The organism is Fodinibius saliphilus (genome assembly GCF_005869845.1).
Lineage (GTDB): Bacteria > Bacteroidota > Rhodothermia > Balneolales > Balneolaceae > Fodinibius > Fodinibius saliphilus.
Map to the genome: position 1 here is coordinate 742,752 of NZ_VAWF01000001.1, position 16,913 is coordinate 759,664.

The window sequence follows — 16,913 nt, forward strand, 5'->3', positions numbered from 1 at the left end:
AAGAAAAATTTGAAAATGTCTTTGAATTAAAAATTCAATTTATGGAAGTATGCCTAACGACATTGCGCATAAGCTGCAGGCACCAACGTGTTGGAATTGGTTACAAATGAAAGGGTAACTAATAAATGGCAGGTTGGCAAGAATAGGCGAGGCCTGTCCCCTTAATGCGTGGGTTAGGCCAAAATTACTCTTCCTCAAGAAATGCTCGATCTCCAAACATTTGTAGGTCTTGCTGAAAAGCTTTGAACATTTCTGTGTTGGTAACCTTTTCGGGATTATCTTTAATAAATTGATTTATTTTTTCTCTTTGCGTTTCTGAATAGGAAGAAGATATATCTTGTACTTTTTGCGATCTTTCTATTAAGTAATTACCAAACCCACCTGGCAACTCATATTTTGTTTTTGGCTTAATTTTACCTTTACCTAATGTGACTTTTGTTCCTTTCCAGTCTTGATCACCTCTTGATATGAAGCCAAACAACATAAATTTAGCTAATTTTGTATAGATAAAACCTGCCTTACTACTGTAGACTATGTCAGTACCAAAGCCTCGAGCCATATAACGATTGAAATTTGAAGGGAGGTCATGAAATGTATGAGATTCTAGCAAATCTACTGGTAATAGGTGAAGTTCAAAACCATCTGGACTTGTTATTTCACCAACAATAAAATCGTGCCATTTACTTAATGCTTTCGGTATTAAAATTCGAAGGCCTCTCGGATAGTTATTTAATGCACCGGCTAATTGATAACACTTCAAAATTCTCCAATTGATTGATGCTATAAATTTTGGGAGCCAGATATCATACTCTAAAACTTGGTCAGCAGATTTATGGTAGGGTCTAAATATTTTCTCCATAAACTTCTTTTCGTACACCCCAAACCTCTGTTCACACTCATCACATAATAATTTTGTCTTCCATACATCTTGTCTTCTAAGATTTGGATTTTCTGCATTGCGTAAAAAGCCGGTAGCTGAGGTCTTCTTTACCCATTTTCCAAAAGATTTAGGAATTATATGACTCTCTCTAAGTTCTCTGTCTAACTTACAAAAAGCGCATTTATCTAATTCAAAATCTGAATTAAATGGATTGTTGCTCATAGTTGATGATTTTGGCCTAACATAGTCTTATTTGTATGAGATCTATAGTACCTATCATACACATAACATGCAAAAGTGTCCTCAATAAGGTTTAAGGCCTGATTTTACTCATGTTATGTGTCTCAATTTATTGGTACTAGTACACATAATGTCTATGCATAATATCATATTATGTGTAAGGATTTGCATGGGGGTTGGTCTTACTATTAAATCATAAGATCAAGAAAGAGTGGGCAAATATGGCCAGCCAATTACTTCAAAGAGTAAGAGAGGAAATTAGAAGACGAAATTACAGTTATCGTACGGAGAAAGCCTACATCCGTTGGATAACGCGATTTGTGAAATTTCATAAGTTAACACACCCTGAAAAGATGGGCAAAGAAGAGGTTATGGAGTATCTAAATTGGTTAGCTAATGAAAGGAATGTGGCTGCTTCTACACAAAATCAAGCGTTATGTGCTATTGTTTTTTTGTATAAACAGGTGATGGAAAAGAAACTGGGGCAATTTGATAATCTTACCAGGGCTAAAGAATCAAACCACCTTCCGGTAGTACTGTCACGTTATGAGGCCCGAAAAATAATTGGGTTGATGAATGGTGATGCACAACTAATGGTAGAACTCCTCTATGGAAGTGGTCTTCGGCAGTCTGAGTGCCTGAGATTACGAGTTAAAGATATAGATTTTGAATTCAATCAGCTTTGGATACGCAATGGCAAAGGAAATAAAGATCGGACTACCGTTTTACCTCAGAAAAGTAAACAAAAACTTAAAGAGCAGATTGAAAAAGTGAAGGTGCTCCATAAGAAAGATTTAAATAATGGCTATGGGAGTATAATACTGCCGAAAGCTTTATCTAAAAAATATCCCAAACTGAATAAAGCACTGGGATGGCAATATCTATTTCCAACAAATAAAATCAGTACGGATCCACGGTCGGGATTAAAACAGCGGTATCACAGGTCGTCATCTTATCTACACAAAGCAATTAAAGAAGCAGTACAAAAAACAGATATTCTTAAAAAGGTTAGCAGCCACACATTTCGGCACTCTTTTGCTACACACCTTCTAAATGATGGTTATGATATCCGAACGGTACAGGAACTGCTAGGGCACAAAGATGTTAAAACAACCATGGTTTATACCCACGTCATTAAAAATAAAGGGAGTGTGGTACAGTCACCTATTGATTCTTAGGGTGCGTCTCCGCTAATCCAACAATCCTTTAAAAGAATGTGATACCCTTTTAAAACCCCTAACCAGTATATTTATTGTAAGGATTGGCCCTCTGGGGGATCATACTTATTAAAAAGAGAGATTATGGCACAGTCATCTTTACTTAGTAAAATGCGCACCGAAATACGCCGCCGGCAGTACAGCTATTTTACCGAGCAGGCCTACATTAAATGGGTAATTCAATTTTTGAAATATCATAACATGCAGCATCCCGCTGAACTGGACGAAGAAGATGTACTGCGGTTCCTGATCTACTTGGCCGAAACCAAACAATATTCACTGGCAATACAAAAACAGGCACTTTCAGCATTACTGTTTTTATATGACCGTATATTAGGATCGCCGCTTGAGACGCTTAATAGACCTCAAGTATACGAATGGTAGCATACCCGGTATCGTCGTAACATTCTAAAATCGCCTCTAAATCACTTTCGAGTGCTATCACAATGGTATGCTCATGGAATCGCTGGTTGCAATTGCCTTTTAGGGTGAGTTCTTCTCTTGCTCCTTTAATGTTAAGAGTCCGGCTGTGGTGCACTTCAATATGCAAAAGCATATTAATGAATCGGTTTCCATTATATGCTAATAAACGTTGATGCGGATCTTCAGGGGAGAGGTGAAAGACTTCGATTTGTGATTGAGCAATCAGTGCTTCAGTCGTTTTAATTGGTTGCCGTTGACCATTTACCTTATGCTTGTCCTTAGTATGTTCCATGGTGATAAGTGCGAGAGCCATTGTGTTGCTGTTCAAGAGGTTAGGGGACCATTTGTGTTCTTAGTACTATGGTACAAGAGACAGCATTGAAATGAACTACATGGCTATGCGGAATCACTGGCACATTACATTGAATGTGGAGACTGAGGCTTTTAAAAAAGCAAAATGTTCAATATCGTATGTTATTCATTTAATTATTGTTGGTTCTCCCTCCCAAAAAAGGTTACTTTCGGGATACATTCTTAAAATAAAATATATCGGGTACCATTGGGGCTTTTGAAATCGATTTATTACTATCAATAAATTTCTTAACTGTATAAAAACAAACCCAAATTTTTGTGAGCTCAAATATTACTTTAAAGCACATTGCAGAGGAATTGGGATTGTCGGCAATGACCGTTTCACGGGCGTTAAATGACCGCTCTAACGTCAGTAAAAAAACAAAAAAAAGGGTGATCGAGAAGGCGAAGAGTATGGGGTATACTCCGAACCATGTAGCAAAGAGCTTGGTATCCAGTAAAACATATACCATCGGGGTTGTTATTCCACAAATAACCCATTCTTTTTTTCCTGAAGTAGTAAGAGGTATTGATGAGGTTACCAATGCATCCAACTACCAGCTTTTTTTAACTAATGCCAATGAAGAGTTCAGTAGAGAAAAGGAAGCCATACGTACCCTACAGTCAAAACGAGTAGATGGCCTGTTAATTTCCTCTTCTCAAGATATTAAAGACTACTCTTTTTATGAGGAGATCATAAACTCCGGTACTGTAATCGTATTTTTTGACCGCTGTATCGAAAATATCGGGGCCAGCTGTGTAAGTGTTAACGATCGTGCCAGCTCCCGGCAGATAACAGAACATCTTATTGAGGTCCATGGGTATACCAAAATCGCACATCTTAGTGGTCCGCCCGAAGTTTCAGTAGGTAAAAAGCGTAAAGAAGGGTACCTGGATGCTCTTCGAGATCACGGTATTGAAATTAACGACAATTGGATCACAGAAGGGGGATTCCAGGAAGAATCTGCTCAACAGGCGATGCAAGAGCTCCTGGAACTGCCCGAAAATGAACGTCCCGAGGCGGTAGTGGCTGTAAACGATCCCTCTGCTCTGGGCGCAATCAATGCAATAAAAGCATCAGGATTATCAGTTCCCGAAGATATTGCTGTTGTTGGTTTTACGGATGATGTACGAGCTCCTTTGTTGGAAGTACCCTTAACTACCGTTCATCAACCGGCCTACGAAGTAGGGAAGAGGGCTGCACGTCGTCTGCTTCGCAGCATTGATAATCCTGATGAACCGGCCGAAAATATTGAAGTTCTTACGACCCTTAAAATACGGCAGTCATGCGGCTGTTCCAGCTAAATGAATCTTTATAACGTGGAGGGGTCCCACTTCTGACCTATCTCATCGTTCTGCCGGAATAGGAATGCTTTCCTGTAAAAAGTGCTGGGTTAAAGCTCCAATTCATCCATCTGGCTCAACATCAAAATATGGGCTGCCGACCAGCTAAAATGGCGGGCATTTAGGCCTTCACCGCTCATTGGATGGTAATTCTCACGAATGGGAGCAGGTCTATCCGTCAAACCCTCCGCATTTTGCAGCAGTTCCTGTACCAGCACAGACGCCTCCTTATTATATCCATAGCTGGTAAGCCCCTTGATCCCAAAATAGAACTGGTCCAGCCATACAGGGCCGCGCCAATAACCATTACGGGGGTTAAATTTGGGATGCGAGACCTGTAGCGTTGGAAGGGGAACCTTCGAACGAAAATGATCTTTATTCATCATAATATTCCGTACAGTGGCTGCCTGCTTTTTATTGGCAATGCCAGCCCAGAGGGGAATCCATCCTTCCGGACCTTTGACCGGTATAAGCTTCTCAGACTCCAGCTTTTTATCATAATAATAACCGGATTCCGCATCGTACATCTTTTCATTAATTTGGTCTTTTAGTGCCTGTGCTTCTTCATATAGTGTCGCCGACTCCCGGGGCAAATAAAGGTTATCCGCTATTTTAGATAGATAGATCTTATCAGCATACAGGTATGCATTCAGGTCAACCGACTCTTGGTTTAGTGACCAGGCATGGTCATGGTTTTTCACCATTACCGCATTATCAAAACGCACGGCATTATCCATACCGCTCTCCCAGGCAGCTGCTATGCGCGTTCCGTCGGTAGAACCGTACTCACACAAGCCATTACCGTCGTGATCCCTGTTGGCATACCACCATTGGTGGTAGCGCTTTAATTTAGGGTACATTTCATTTAAAAAAGTACTGTCGCCTGATTGGCTATAGATATTCCATACGGCCCAGCTGGCAAGCGGCGGTTTGGTATCGCGCCAATTATTTTCTGTACTGTCAGCGTATATAACATCCGGTACCATGCCCGCAGTATTCTGATAATCAAACATCACCCGCATCTGGTCTTCGGCCAGCTCCGAATCAAAAAGGGCCAGGGCAGAAGCATGTTTCCATGAGTCCCACGACCAAACGCCATGAAATCCCTGGTAAGCATAGGAGGGAAACAAACCGTTATAGGTTAGATCTCCGTGCGGACTTCTCCAATTATTGATAAGCGTAATAATACTTTTTATCGATAGGCGCTGCAGCCTTTCTTTATTATTCCAAGAGGTTGAAGCGGCTAAAACATCATTGATATACCCTGACCAGCGTTTCTTATTTTTATGAAAATAATGAGCAGCATCAATAATAATCTTCGCTGGCTCTTTTTTAGCGTAGGAATAAGCCAGGGTTAAGGTATCAGAAGATTGTGGGGATAACTCAATAGAATTTGCCGCCTCAATGAGATATCTATTACTGCCACGATCAAAAGACAGAGGCTTATCAGAGGTTAAGTATAGCGACTTTTTATTACCATCCTGCGCCAGCTGGGCGATTCCGTTGCTAAATATAAGCTCAAAATGGTCATTGAAAAGTGTTTGATTCCAAACCGGTCTGAGTGTCCGGACCTTATTCCCGTTATTTTTAATAATTGTTCGCACCAAGGCCGTTTCATCAGTAGCAAAAATAAGAGTAAGCGTTGCTTCCATATCTCCATAGGAGATCTGTTGCTGCATACGTCCCGGATAAGCATGAGAGACTATATCAACAGGGGACAGTTGGCCGTTCCCGGAGTCCTTGACAAGTTGCAATTGTGCAATCGTTTTTCCCTCCCAAAGGCTTGGTGTTTGCCAGCTGTCTGAAATGTGATAGGGACCCGAAAATCCGACCTTCTCTTGTAGCGTCTTACCTTCTGTAAAGGAGAAGCCAAACCACGACCCCTGGTCAGTAAATACCGAAATACTATCGTCTTTGGTGCTGTCGGGAGCGCCCTTCATAGCAAGTACATCGGGATAATCTAAAATCATTTTATCTTCGTTTATTACTTCAACCGAATCACATGAAAACAGTGTAAATGCAAGCAGTACAAAAAGTAACAGTTGTAATCTATAATATTTCATGGAGTTATTGTCCTCAAATATCGTTATTTCAATCAATTAGTATTGATCGTTAAATAGTCTAAAATGTTGTATTAGAAAATGGAATTACCAATCAATATCAACCTGTTTGTGTACGAGGTCCTCGTATGTTTCCCGTTCTCTGATGAGATGCACCTCACCGTTCTTTATTATCACCTCAGCAGGACGTACCCTTGAATTGTAATTCGAGGCCATACAAGCACCATATGCACCCGCATTTTTGAGGCAAAGAATATCTCCCTCCCGGATATCGGCGATCTCCCGATCCCGACCAAGAAAGTCGGTCTCACACATATTACCTGTAACGTGATATCGTTTCAGTTCGCCCTTTGCATTGGAAATGTTGCATATTTCATGATAAGCATCATACATCTTGGGACGCAGCAGGTGGTTAAAACCGGTATCAGTTCCCGCATAAGGCAGGTCCCGATCTCCTTTTAGTACTGTTACTGTAGTGAGCAGATAGCCACATTCACTCACTAAAAAGCGACCCGGTTCAAACCAGATTTCCGGCCGGCTCCCGTAATCATCATAAAATGCTTCTACCTTCACAGCTAACACATGGCCCAGCTTTTCAACATCTATTACCTCATCATCCGGGTGAAAAGGAATCGTTATTCCACCCCCAAAATCTACAAAATCGAGTTCCTCAAACGATTGAGCAATAGAAAACATCCGCTCAGCAGCCTCCAGGTACACCGGGATGTCCAAAAACGATGAGCTGTTATGTACATGCAGACCCACAATATTTAGGTCATAGCTGTCAATAAGGGCTTTGATATCATCAAGACGAGAATAATGGATGCCAAATTTCGATTTATTATGCCACTTCGTTGAGGCCTCATGTTCGCCTACCAGTGGGTCCAGCTTCAGCCTAATGCTGCACGGCTCACTGCCTCCAAACGTTTTGCCAAAGGTTTCGAGCAATGAAAGGCTATCGATATTCACCTTAATCCCATGGTCTATGGCCTGCTTAATCTCCTCGAATGAGACGCTGTTAGAGGTAAAAAGAATATCATCAGGATCAAAACCGGCATCCAGCCCCATTTTAAGTTCATTCACCGAAACTACGTCTAACCCCAGTCCATAACTGCGTATCAGCCTCAGCACGGCAATATTTGTCAATGACTTAGCGGCATAATTGATACGATGGGGAAAACCGTCAAAGGCATTTTGCAGGCGATTAATCTGTCGGTCAATAGTAAATGCGTTATACACAAATAGCGGGGTGCCGTACTCTTCGGCAAGCGCTTGCATGCTAATATCTTGAATATGATATGTAGAGTTCTTCAGTTGCATAAATAGCGGTTAATTAGCAGTTCTAAAACATTGATTAATACAATCAGAAAGTTCTTTCCTGTACTCACGAGCCCATTCTACGCGCTGTATTAGTTCCTGTACGCGGTGCAGTTGTTTTTTATTGGGATGATCGAGGAGGCCGTAGCGCAGATGCCAGTAGATCTGGCTGTGAGCGCCCCATCGTATAAACCAAGGCAGTAGCTCGCGTTCTAAGGGTTCAAGAGGGCGGTGCTGGGTGTAGGCGTTCAGCAGTTCGGTAAGAAGGTTGCTATTGAGTTTGTTGTTGGGATAACAAAAGCCGTTAATAGCAATTCCTACATCAAATAACAGCTGATCGATACATACTTCTTCGAAATCGATGAGCCCGACCAGTTTGTCCCCCTTAAATACGGTATTATCGGTAAACAGATCTGCATGGACAATACCGGTGGGTAAATCAGTCGATAGCGGCGACTTTAATGCTTTTGTTTCTTCTTCAAAGTAGGTGAAAATGGGGTAAAGCTGGGCATCCTTGTTTGTAAAAAAGGGAATCAGGCGCCTGCATTTCTCCAGTGTAATAGCATTGTCCCGCTCCAGCTCTTGCCACTCTTTCAAGGCGTTAAGCCGGCCAGCAGCATCGCCAATCTCTTGTGCTACCAGTTCATTCAGAGTCGGTTCTTCGCCCTCCAGGAACTCATATAGTACAATAAGATGCTCGTCATCATTTATATAAGAACCGTTTTCCTGCGGCAGCGGATAGGCGGCAGGGAAATCATGATCAGCCAAGAAATCGAGCAGTTGCAATTCATGTGTCAGTTCATGCTTATCCTTTTGTTTAACGACCCGAAACAGCACGCTGCCGCGATCTGTAGTAAGCTTGTAATTCTCATTGGCAAAACCGGCAGACAAGCGTTTTATGCTGCGAAAATACCCAAGATTGTACCGGGGCAGTATGATATGTTGGGCAATCTCTTTAATAGCGACTAAGCGTTACTAAGGGGTTAAAATGGTGATGGAAAATTCATAGCTATAGCTTTGTGCCGGTAGCCGGTACTCGGGGTGGGGGCGTGCTCCCCAGCTGTCATCCCCGCCAACGCCCATCTGAGCCTTGTCGATATTTACGGTAATAATATCTGTGGGATATACATCAGTAACATGCCTGTTTGGCCCGCCTTCGGTATACCCCAACATCGAGGTTGGGAAGGGATAAAAGCTGGCATTTACCGTTGGTGAACCATTGAACTTCAACCCGTATCCGGCCTTATCAGTAAGGTGGAACCAGCGTACATCCGTTTTATTTCCGGTTTCCTGTGGTCGCACGTAGGCATGATACTGTTCATGTACCGTGCCCGAATAATGATCTATGGCAGCACCGCTCTTGCGATCCGAATAACTTTCGTGGGGACCGCGCCCGTACCATTCAACCTGTTCATAGCGGACAGGCATCTGCATATTCATCCCGAAGCGGGGAAGTTCCGGCAGACGGGTATTGCCCGGTTCAAAATGGGCGGTAATATCAATTTTTCCGTTCCCATATACATTATAGATTATTTTGTACTGTGCCCGCAGTTGAGGTAGTACATAAGTAGCTTTTACCTTCATCAGTTGCGGTGCTTCTCTGTCATATCGGAGCTTGGTGAGTTTTGCGCTATCCCAGGCAGCTTTCCAAATGCTGCTGCGTTGTGGCATGCCATTACCTAGGTCATTATCGGTGGGCGGGCGCCAGAAACCGGGTTCTAGCGGGGCTTCAAGCAGCTCGTTACCATCTGCTTGAATTGAGCTTAGCAAGCCGGTATCGGTACTAAAGCCGACGCTGAATTCTTCCCCATGTACATATTGGAACTGGTTATCGGCATCAGGGGTGACCTCAGGCATCTTCGAGACCACAACAGGAGGTTGAGGCTTGTTAAAAAGCAATGGAAACTGTTCCCAAGCAACGGTATGTCCCTTGGGAACAAGGGGGCGCTCGCTGCGACTTTTAGCCATTATCCTGAGATGATATTCTGCACCCGGTTCAGGGGTGATTTTAGAATAGGGGACCGTTATCTCTTTATGGCGACCGCCCGGCAGGTCAATCGCAGGAAGAGTTCCCGATTGTATCACTTCACCATTTTCTTCAATAATCCAGCTGAGTTCAAACTCATCTAAATTCCGAAATCCATATTCATTGGCAATTTGAATGGTACCGCTGGGCAGATCTATCTCTTCAAAATTAATGGGTTGATACACCTTTTTTACTTCCCAGATATGTGGCTTCAACGAACGGTCGGCCTGTACTAACCCATTGGCCACAAAGTTGGAATCGTTAGGGATAGGTTCGGGAAAATCTCCGCCGTAAGCCCAGTATTTTTCTCCATCTTCATTTTCTTTATGTAATGCCTGGTCTACCCAGTCCCAAATAAAACCGCCCTGAAAGTTTTGATGGCTTTTCATTACATCCCAGTAATCCTGCAAATTACCAACACTGTTACCCATGGCATGGGCATATTCACAGAGAATCATCGGTTTATTACGTACCCCATCAGCTACATATTCCATCATCTCCTCTATCTGGTGGTACATCGGAGCCGCAATATCGGTATACTCGGTCCGCCATGCCGGCTCGTACTGAACCAAGCGGGTAGGGTCGCGGTCCTTAATCCATTTGTAACCGGCTTTAAAATTAGAACCGAAACCGCTTTCATTACCTTGCGACCAGATGATAATTGATGGATGGTTTTTGTCACGCTCTACCATGCGCTTGGTACGATCCAGGATTGCGGCCTTCCAGTCTGGATTGTCGGCAATGGCAGCAAATCCATCGGGATGTTTCTGTAACCCGTGAGTCTCCACGTTGGCCTCGTCAATCACATAAAGCCCATATTTATCCGTCAGTTCATACCAGCGCGGATCGTTAGGGTAGTGGCTAGCTCGTACGGCATTTATATTAAACTGCTTCATCAGCTTGATATCCTTGATCATCTGTTCGGTAGAGAGGTAATTCCCCGTTACCGGGTCATGTTCGTGGCGGTTGACCCCACGCAGATAGATGGACTTACCATTGACATACAGCTGCCCGCTTTTAATTTCTACCGTACGGAAACCCACTTTAGTTTGTACCACTTCCAAGGTGTTTTCCTGCTCATCTTCCAGAGTAACAAGCAGTGTATACAAATTGGGGGTTTCGGCAGTCCATGCATCAGGATTTGATAAGGTGGTAGAGAGTTTAAGGCTCTCAGATGCTCCCTGCTCAATGGAGTACGACCGCTGTTCTGTAAACACAGATTTTCCGTTATCCGCAAGAAGCTCGACCTTGAGCTCGCCAGTATGAGTTTGATTGGCACTGTTTAAAAGATCTGCTTTTACTGAAAATTGTCCCTTGGTATACTCATCCACAAGCGTAGCACGGCTTTCAATGTCGTTAATATGGAGTTTGGGCAGGGCATACAGATATACATCACGTTCAATACCGCTTACCTTCCAATAATCCTGACCTTCAAGATAGGCCCCATCGCTCCAGCGGTAGATCTGTAGGGCCAGTGTATTTTCGCCTTCCTCCAAATAGGGAGTTACATCAAATTCAGCGGGGGTTTTAGAACCCTGGCTGTAACCGACCTTTTCGCCATTTACCCAAACGTACATTGCTGACTTCGCAGCACCGATATGTAAAGCGACTTTCTTGTTGTTCCAGTTATCAGGTACGGTAAAAGTACGACGATACGAGCCTACCGGATTGTAATCATGAGGAAGTAATGGTGGGTTGGCGGGAAAGGGGTACTCAACATCAGTATAAATGGGGGTGCCAAAACCTTGTAGTTCCCAGTTGCCCGGAACGGTGATATCATGCCACTTCTCGACGGAAAATTCCGGTTTATAAAATGTTTTCGGTCGATCGGCTGGCTTTTTTACCCAGTTGAATTTCCACGTACCGTTGAGGCTTTGATAATTTTCAGACTCCGACATCGGGGCCGCTAACGCATTGGATTGGGAGGTAAAAGGAAATACGGGCGCGTGAGGTTGCATCCGGTTTTGTTGAAAAACAGTGGGGTTCTCCCAAACGTTCGTTGTTTGTGAGATAACCGATTGTGAAGTTGTAATCAGAAAAATAAAGGTTAATACAAATGAAACCCGTATTCTAAACATATCCATATACTTATAGTAATTATATCTGTGTTATATTAGCTCCCAATTGTGGAATAGCTGGGGAGCAGGGTTGAAGGTACACAATTTTCTAGATGTTTTGCTTCTGCTAATCAAAAAGCCCAGACTAAATTGGGTCCGGGCTTTTTAATTAATAGAAGGGATTAATAACCGGAGTTCTGTTCCAGTTTTGCATTCTTATTGATTTCTGAAAGGGGAATAGGGTAGAGTTCATGTTTCCCTTCTTCAAAGTTTGCAGCATCAGGTTTTCCGTGGTTTGTTAACACATCTTTGATGCTGAGGTTGCCTTTGTTCCATCGAGCCAAGTCGAACCATCGGATGCCGAATTCCATAGCAAACTCTACAGGTCGCTCAACGTGGCGCAGGTGAGTTCGTAATTGCGACTGACTCATACTGTTTGAAAGGTCTGCACTTTCTGAACGCTGACGAACCTGGTTCACATAGGGAATTGCCTGTTGAGTTTGTCCCAGCTCATTGAGTGCTTCTGCATACAGCAACAGGATATCGGCGTAGCGCATAAGATGGACATTCATGCCGCTCCGGGTGGTATTACCATCAGAGATATCATTGCTATAGAGGTATTTTTTATAGAAACGTTTTTCGCTACCAAGATCACTTTTAATATCAGCATAGGCAATACCGTCTGCGGTGGAGTTGGGATGATCAAAAAACACGGTTCCCATTGCACGGTCGCTAAGCTCACCGGATGCGGTGGTATCTTCCATCATGCGGCTGAAAAGCCAGTCAGACGGGAAGAACTCTTCCCAACCACCCATGATGCCGGGAGCCTGCTCATTATACAAGGGCGTAGATTCTGTGAATCCATTGGGACGCTTTGAAGAGTGCTGAATTTCAAAAAGCGACTCCGGTCCGTTTTCTCCATTGCCATTAAAGTTATCAGTAAAGTTTGACATCAGTGAGAAACCGCCATTATCGATAATGTTTTTGAATTCATCATCGGCTTTATCAAACTCGTGAAGGAACATATAGGCTTTTCCAAGGTACCCCTGGGCAGCCCATTTGGTAGCACGTCCTTTATCTGCTGCCGAGTAGGAGGCAGGAAGGGTACTTTTCGCTTCTTCAAAATCTGCGATTATCTGGTCCCATACTTTTTCTGGGCTAGCTTGTTCGGCATAATACTCGTCACTGTTTTGTGGGACTGAAGTTACCAGCGGGATATTTTTAAATAGGGTAACCAGATTAAGATAGTAGTAGCCCCTCAGAAATTTTGCTTCTGCCAGAAAGTGCTTTTTGTCACTGTCTGACATTTCCGGGATTTGTGGTACGTTTTCTATTACCTGGTTGGCATAAAAAATGCCGTTGTAATAGTCCTGCCACAGATCGCTGAACGACTTGTTATCAGAAGTAAAGGTAAAGCCAGCAATTTTTTGGGCAAAGGGCAGGTCTTTACGCGTAGCCCGAATAAGATCAGAACGGTAATTCTGAGCTATATAGTGGTTTTCAAACCATGCCCATCGGTTGTCTGCCTGCAGTTGACTGTAGGTTGCGATTATACCTTTTTGGGCATCGCTTTTATCCTTCCAGAAAAGCTCCTTGTTAAGTTCATTACCATTGGTTTGCACCAAGAAGCCGTCGTCGCAGCCTGTTAAAAGCAGCAGACTAAACGTTAGTAACAGTAAATAGTTGGTAAATTTCATAATATTTGTCTGTTGTTTATTAAAACTGTGTTTGGATGCCTATCATGGATGTACGGGCCAGTGGGTATAGTCCACTGTCAACGCCACGTCTGAATAACGAGAAGTTATTCAGGCTTGGATCAAATCCACTGTAATTGGTAAGCGTTACCAGGTTCTCGAAGCTCAGATAGACCCTAAACTTGCTAACCCCGTAATTGTCTAAAAAATTGGCCGGCAGTCTATATCCCAGCTGTACGTTTTTCAGACGCAGGTAAGAGGCATCCTCTAGAAATCGGTCCGAGGGACGGGCATTGCCGTTGGGATCCCCAGAAATATTACGCGGTACATCCGTATCGGTATTTTGTTGGGTCCAGGCATCCAACAGGTCGGTAGAATAGTTGGTGTTTCTATCGGTTCTGTGGGTTAAGAACTTGGTACCGTTATACATCTTGTTTCCATAAGTCCCCTGTACAAATACACTCAGATCAAAGTTTTTATAGTTGGCATTGAATGTGAGACCATACTCAAAATCAGGAGCTGCACTGCCCATATATACTTTGTCATCTTCGTTGAGGACACCGTCGCCGTTTGTATCCTTAAAACGAATATCCCCGGGCGCTGCATTGGGCTGCAACAGGCCATTTGAGCTACTGTGATTCTGTACTTCCTGGGCGTTTTGGAACAGGCCATCCGTCTCGTAAAGGTAGAAGCGAGCCACCTCTCCGCCTACCACTGTTCGTGTAGTAGGATGGGTGCCATATTCAATATATCCTCCGGTAAATGCTTCATCTTTGAAACCCAGCTTTGTTACTGTATTGCGTGATGTGGATAAATTCGTTCGGACATTATAGGTAAAAGGTCCTTCTCCTTTACTGTAACGAGCCGAAAACTCGAGTCCTTCTGTTTCCATCTCACCACCGTTGGTTAGTGGCCCGGCAGAAGATCCGGAAGTAGCGGGGATAGGAATATTGACCAGCATATCACTGGTTACATTATTATAGTAGTCGACAGTAAACTGAACCTTATCATCATATAAAGATAGGTCCACACCAAAGTTTCTTGAAGTGGTTGTTTCCCATTTAATATCCGAAGCGGCAAAGTTAGTTACGATAGCCCCGTTATAAATATTCTGCTCTTGGCCTAACACATAGTTGATGAAATTGCTGCCAGCAGAAATAGTGGGGATGAACTGGTAGTTACCAATCTCCTGGTTACCGAGTTTACCCCAACTGGCACGAAGCTTCAAATTTGTAATTGCATCCACATTAAAGAATGCTTCCTCGTTAATTCTCCAACCTACCGATGCAGAAGGGAAAATTCCGTAGCGATTACTTTCTGCAAAACGTGATGAGCCGTCACGTCGAATGTTCCCGGTAAAGAGGTAGCGATTGTCGTAAGAGTAGGTCAACCGACCAAACTGAGATCGCATAGTGCTTTCATAAATTGAGCCGGATACCGAAGCACTACCACTGCCTGCGCTCAGGGCACGAATTTCATTAGAGGGAAGATCGTCAATAGAAGCATTTGAAGACTTGTATACTGACCGCTCTTGGGAGTAGCCAGCCATTGCTTCGATATCGTGATCGTTAAAGCTTTCAGTATATCTCAGCAAGGTATAGATAGAAGTCTCAGTATTTCGACTGCGCTGTTGCGACAGGTATGAAACTTCTCGCTTATAAATTGAGCTGGTGTAGTAGGTTGGTGCAAAATAGTTTAAATATCCGTTGTCAACATTTGCTCCAAATCGAAGCTCATAGGTTAAGTTGTCCAAGATGTCATACTCACCGTAAACGTTGGCCTGTATAAAATCACTTTGGCTTTCATTTGTGGTAAGCCCCTGGGTAGCCATAGGGTTTGAACTCTTTGGCATATCAGGGTGGGGAGGGCCGGCATAACCACCTTCGTTGCTTGCATCATAAACCGGAGTATGAGGCAGCATATCCATTACCTGGTAGATAGTACCATAGCCACCGTCATAAGAACCGCCTGTTAAGTTTTGGGTATTACTGCGGACGTATGAGAACGATTCGCCCACTTTTAGTTTACCGTGGGTATAATCAGCATTAACCCGCAAATTGTATTTATTATGCCCGGTATTAGTAGCAATGCCTTCCTGATCGTAAAAGCCACCGGCAATAGTATAGGTTAGATTCTCGGTTCCGCCGGAAATAGAAAGGTTATACTTTTGCTCTATACCCGGATCAAAAAAAGCGTCTTGCCAGTCCGTGTCTGCATAATTTCCACCACCGGTAGTATAGGCGAGTGGTTGTAACCCAGCATTGTTATACATCTGCTTGCTAATCGTATTGTACTGTTCTCTGTTAGCCAGGTCTATTCTGTTATCCAGCGATTGGACCCCGGTATACGCATCAAAACTGATGGTTGATCCGGAATCCTTGGTACCTCGTTTGGTCTTCACAATGATGACACCATTAGAAGCCCTGGAGCCATATATAGCTGCAGAGGCCGCATCTTTAAGCACGTCGATGGATTCGATATTACTGGGATCGACCTTACTGATATCCCCCGGCACCCCGTCAATAATATAGAGGGGATCATTATTGCCAATAGTTCCAAGACCTCGGATCGTGACATTAGGGGAGGAGCCGGGATCTCCGGAACCGGAACTTACGCTTACTCCCGAAACTTGTCCCTGCAGCATATCTGCGGAATTACTGCCAGAGAGCTTCTCAACATTTTCCATTGCTACAGAACCAACAGATCCCGTAATGTCAGATTTCTTTTGTGTTCCGTAACCGACTACAATAATCTCTTCAGCCATAATTTGATCGGTTTCCATGACCACATCAATCGTAGTGCGACCATTAACCGGAATCGTTTTCTTTTTGAAGCTTATAAAACTAAAAACCAGGGTATCGGTATTTGCAACAGAAATAGAATACTTCCCTTTGGTGTCGGTAACCGTACCGCGATTTTCATTTTTAACACTGATATTCACCCCGGCCAGCGGTTCCTGGGTGTCTTCCGTAATCACTGTTCCTTCTACTGTTAGTTGAGACTGAGCCAACAGGTCAGCACTCAAAAACATACAGCCTATAAATAGTAAGCATGCTGCTACATGCCGGATATATAAACTAACCTTATACATATACTACCTTAATTTTCTTGGGATTTTGGTGTGCAAAACTTTAAATGTTATCGCTAACACTAAATACAAGTTTTCTGAAGTATTTGCAAACAGTTGATGAAAAAAAATCCCATAATTATACCAAGTATGATTTACAGAAAAGGAGAGGATAAGGCTTTTGATAGATGCACATACTATGAATGCATAACTGATATATCACCGTTTATTAACTTT

11 protein-coding genes are annotated in these 16,913 nt (G+C 43.3%); 3 read left to right on the forward strand and 8 right to left on the reverse strand.

The genetic code is table 11. The features are described 5' to 3' along the window. Positions 1–184: 184 nt before the first annotated feature. Positions 185–1,102 (reverse strand): hypothetical protein, encoded by a 918-nt coding sequence (locus tag FCN14_RS03045; protein ID WP_138429614.1) that lies wholly within the window; start codon positions 1,100–1,102, stop codon positions 185–187. 239 nt (positions 1,103–1,341) lie between these two features. Between FCN14_RS03045 and FCN14_RS03050 the strand changes: the two genes are divergently transcribed. Together FCN14_RS03050 and FCN14_RS03055 are read left to right on the forward strand one after the other, a co-directional pair. Next, the gene (locus FCN14_RS03050) at positions 1,342–2,298 is read left to right on the forward strand and encodes an integron integrase (RefSeq protein ID WP_138429615.1); all 957 of its coding nucleotides are present in this window, start codon (positions 1,342–1,344) and stop codon (positions 2,296–2,298) included. Positions 2,299–2,421: 123 nt separating this feature from the next. Beyond that, positions 2,422–2,721, forward strand: coding sequence for a site-specific integrase (locus FCN14_RS03055; protein WP_138429616.1), 300 nt, complete (start codon positions 2,422–2,424; stop codon positions 2,719–2,721). Here the strand turns inward: FCN14_RS03055 and FCN14_RS03060 are convergent. Further along, complete coding sequence (locus FCN14_RS03060; RefSeq protein ID WP_138429617.1) at positions 2,693–3,073, reverse strand: hypothetical protein; 381 nt, start codon at positions 3,071–3,073, stop codon at positions 2,693–2,695. The genes FCN14_RS03055 and FCN14_RS03060 overlap by 29 nt on opposite strands. A gap of 317 nt (positions 3,074–3,390) precedes the next feature. Between FCN14_RS03060 and FCN14_RS03065 the strand changes: the two genes are divergently transcribed. Continuing rightward, entirely contained in the window at positions 3,391–4,416 is a 1,026-nt protein-coding gene (locus tag FCN14_RS03065; protein ID WP_138429618.1) for a LacI family DNA-binding transcriptional regulator, read from the forward strand. Between the two features lie 89 nt (positions 4,417–4,505). On the opposite strand, the gene FCN14_RS03070 is transcribed toward FCN14_RS03065, so the two are convergent. From FCN14_RS03070 to FCN14_RS03095, 6 genes are all read right to left on the reverse strand, one after another. Then, positions 4,506–6,518, reverse strand: coding sequence for an MGH1-like glycoside hydrolase domain-containing protein (locus FCN14_RS03070; protein WP_138429619.1), 2,013 nt, complete (start codon positions 6,516–6,518; stop codon positions 4,506–4,508). Positions 6,519–6,602: 84 nt separating this feature from the next. Continuing rightward, positions 6,603–7,835, reverse strand: a complete 1,233-nt coding sequence (gene lysA / locus FCN14_RS03075) for a diaminopimelate decarboxylase (protein WP_138429620.1) — start codon at positions 7,833–7,835, stop codon at positions 6,603–6,605. Between the two features lie 9 nt (positions 7,836–7,844). Continuing rightward, entirely contained in the window at positions 7,845–8,723 is an 879-nt protein-coding gene (locus FCN14_RS03080) for a homoserine kinase (protein WP_171032787.1), read from the reverse strand. Between the two features lie 84 nt (positions 8,724–8,807). Then, entirely contained in the window at positions 8,808–11,942 is a 3,135-nt protein-coding gene (gene lacZ / locus FCN14_RS03085; protein WP_138429622.1) for a beta-galactosidase, LacZ type, read from the reverse strand. 155 nt (positions 11,943–12,097) lie between these two features. Beyond that, positions 12,098–13,612 carry a RagB/SusD family nutrient uptake outer membrane protein gene (locus tag FCN14_RS03090; RefSeq protein ID WP_138429623.1) on the reverse strand — a complete coding sequence of 505 codons (1,515 nt, stop codon included), beginning with the start codon at positions 13,610–13,612 and terminating at the stop codon, positions 12,098–12,100. A gap of 19 nt (positions 13,613–13,631) precedes the next feature. After that, complete coding sequence (locus FCN14_RS03095; protein WP_138429624.1) at positions 13,632–16,700, reverse strand: SusC/RagA family TonB-linked outer membrane protein; 3,069 nt, start codon at positions 16,698–16,700, stop codon at positions 13,632–13,634. Positions 16,701–16,913 lie beyond the last annotated feature (213 nt).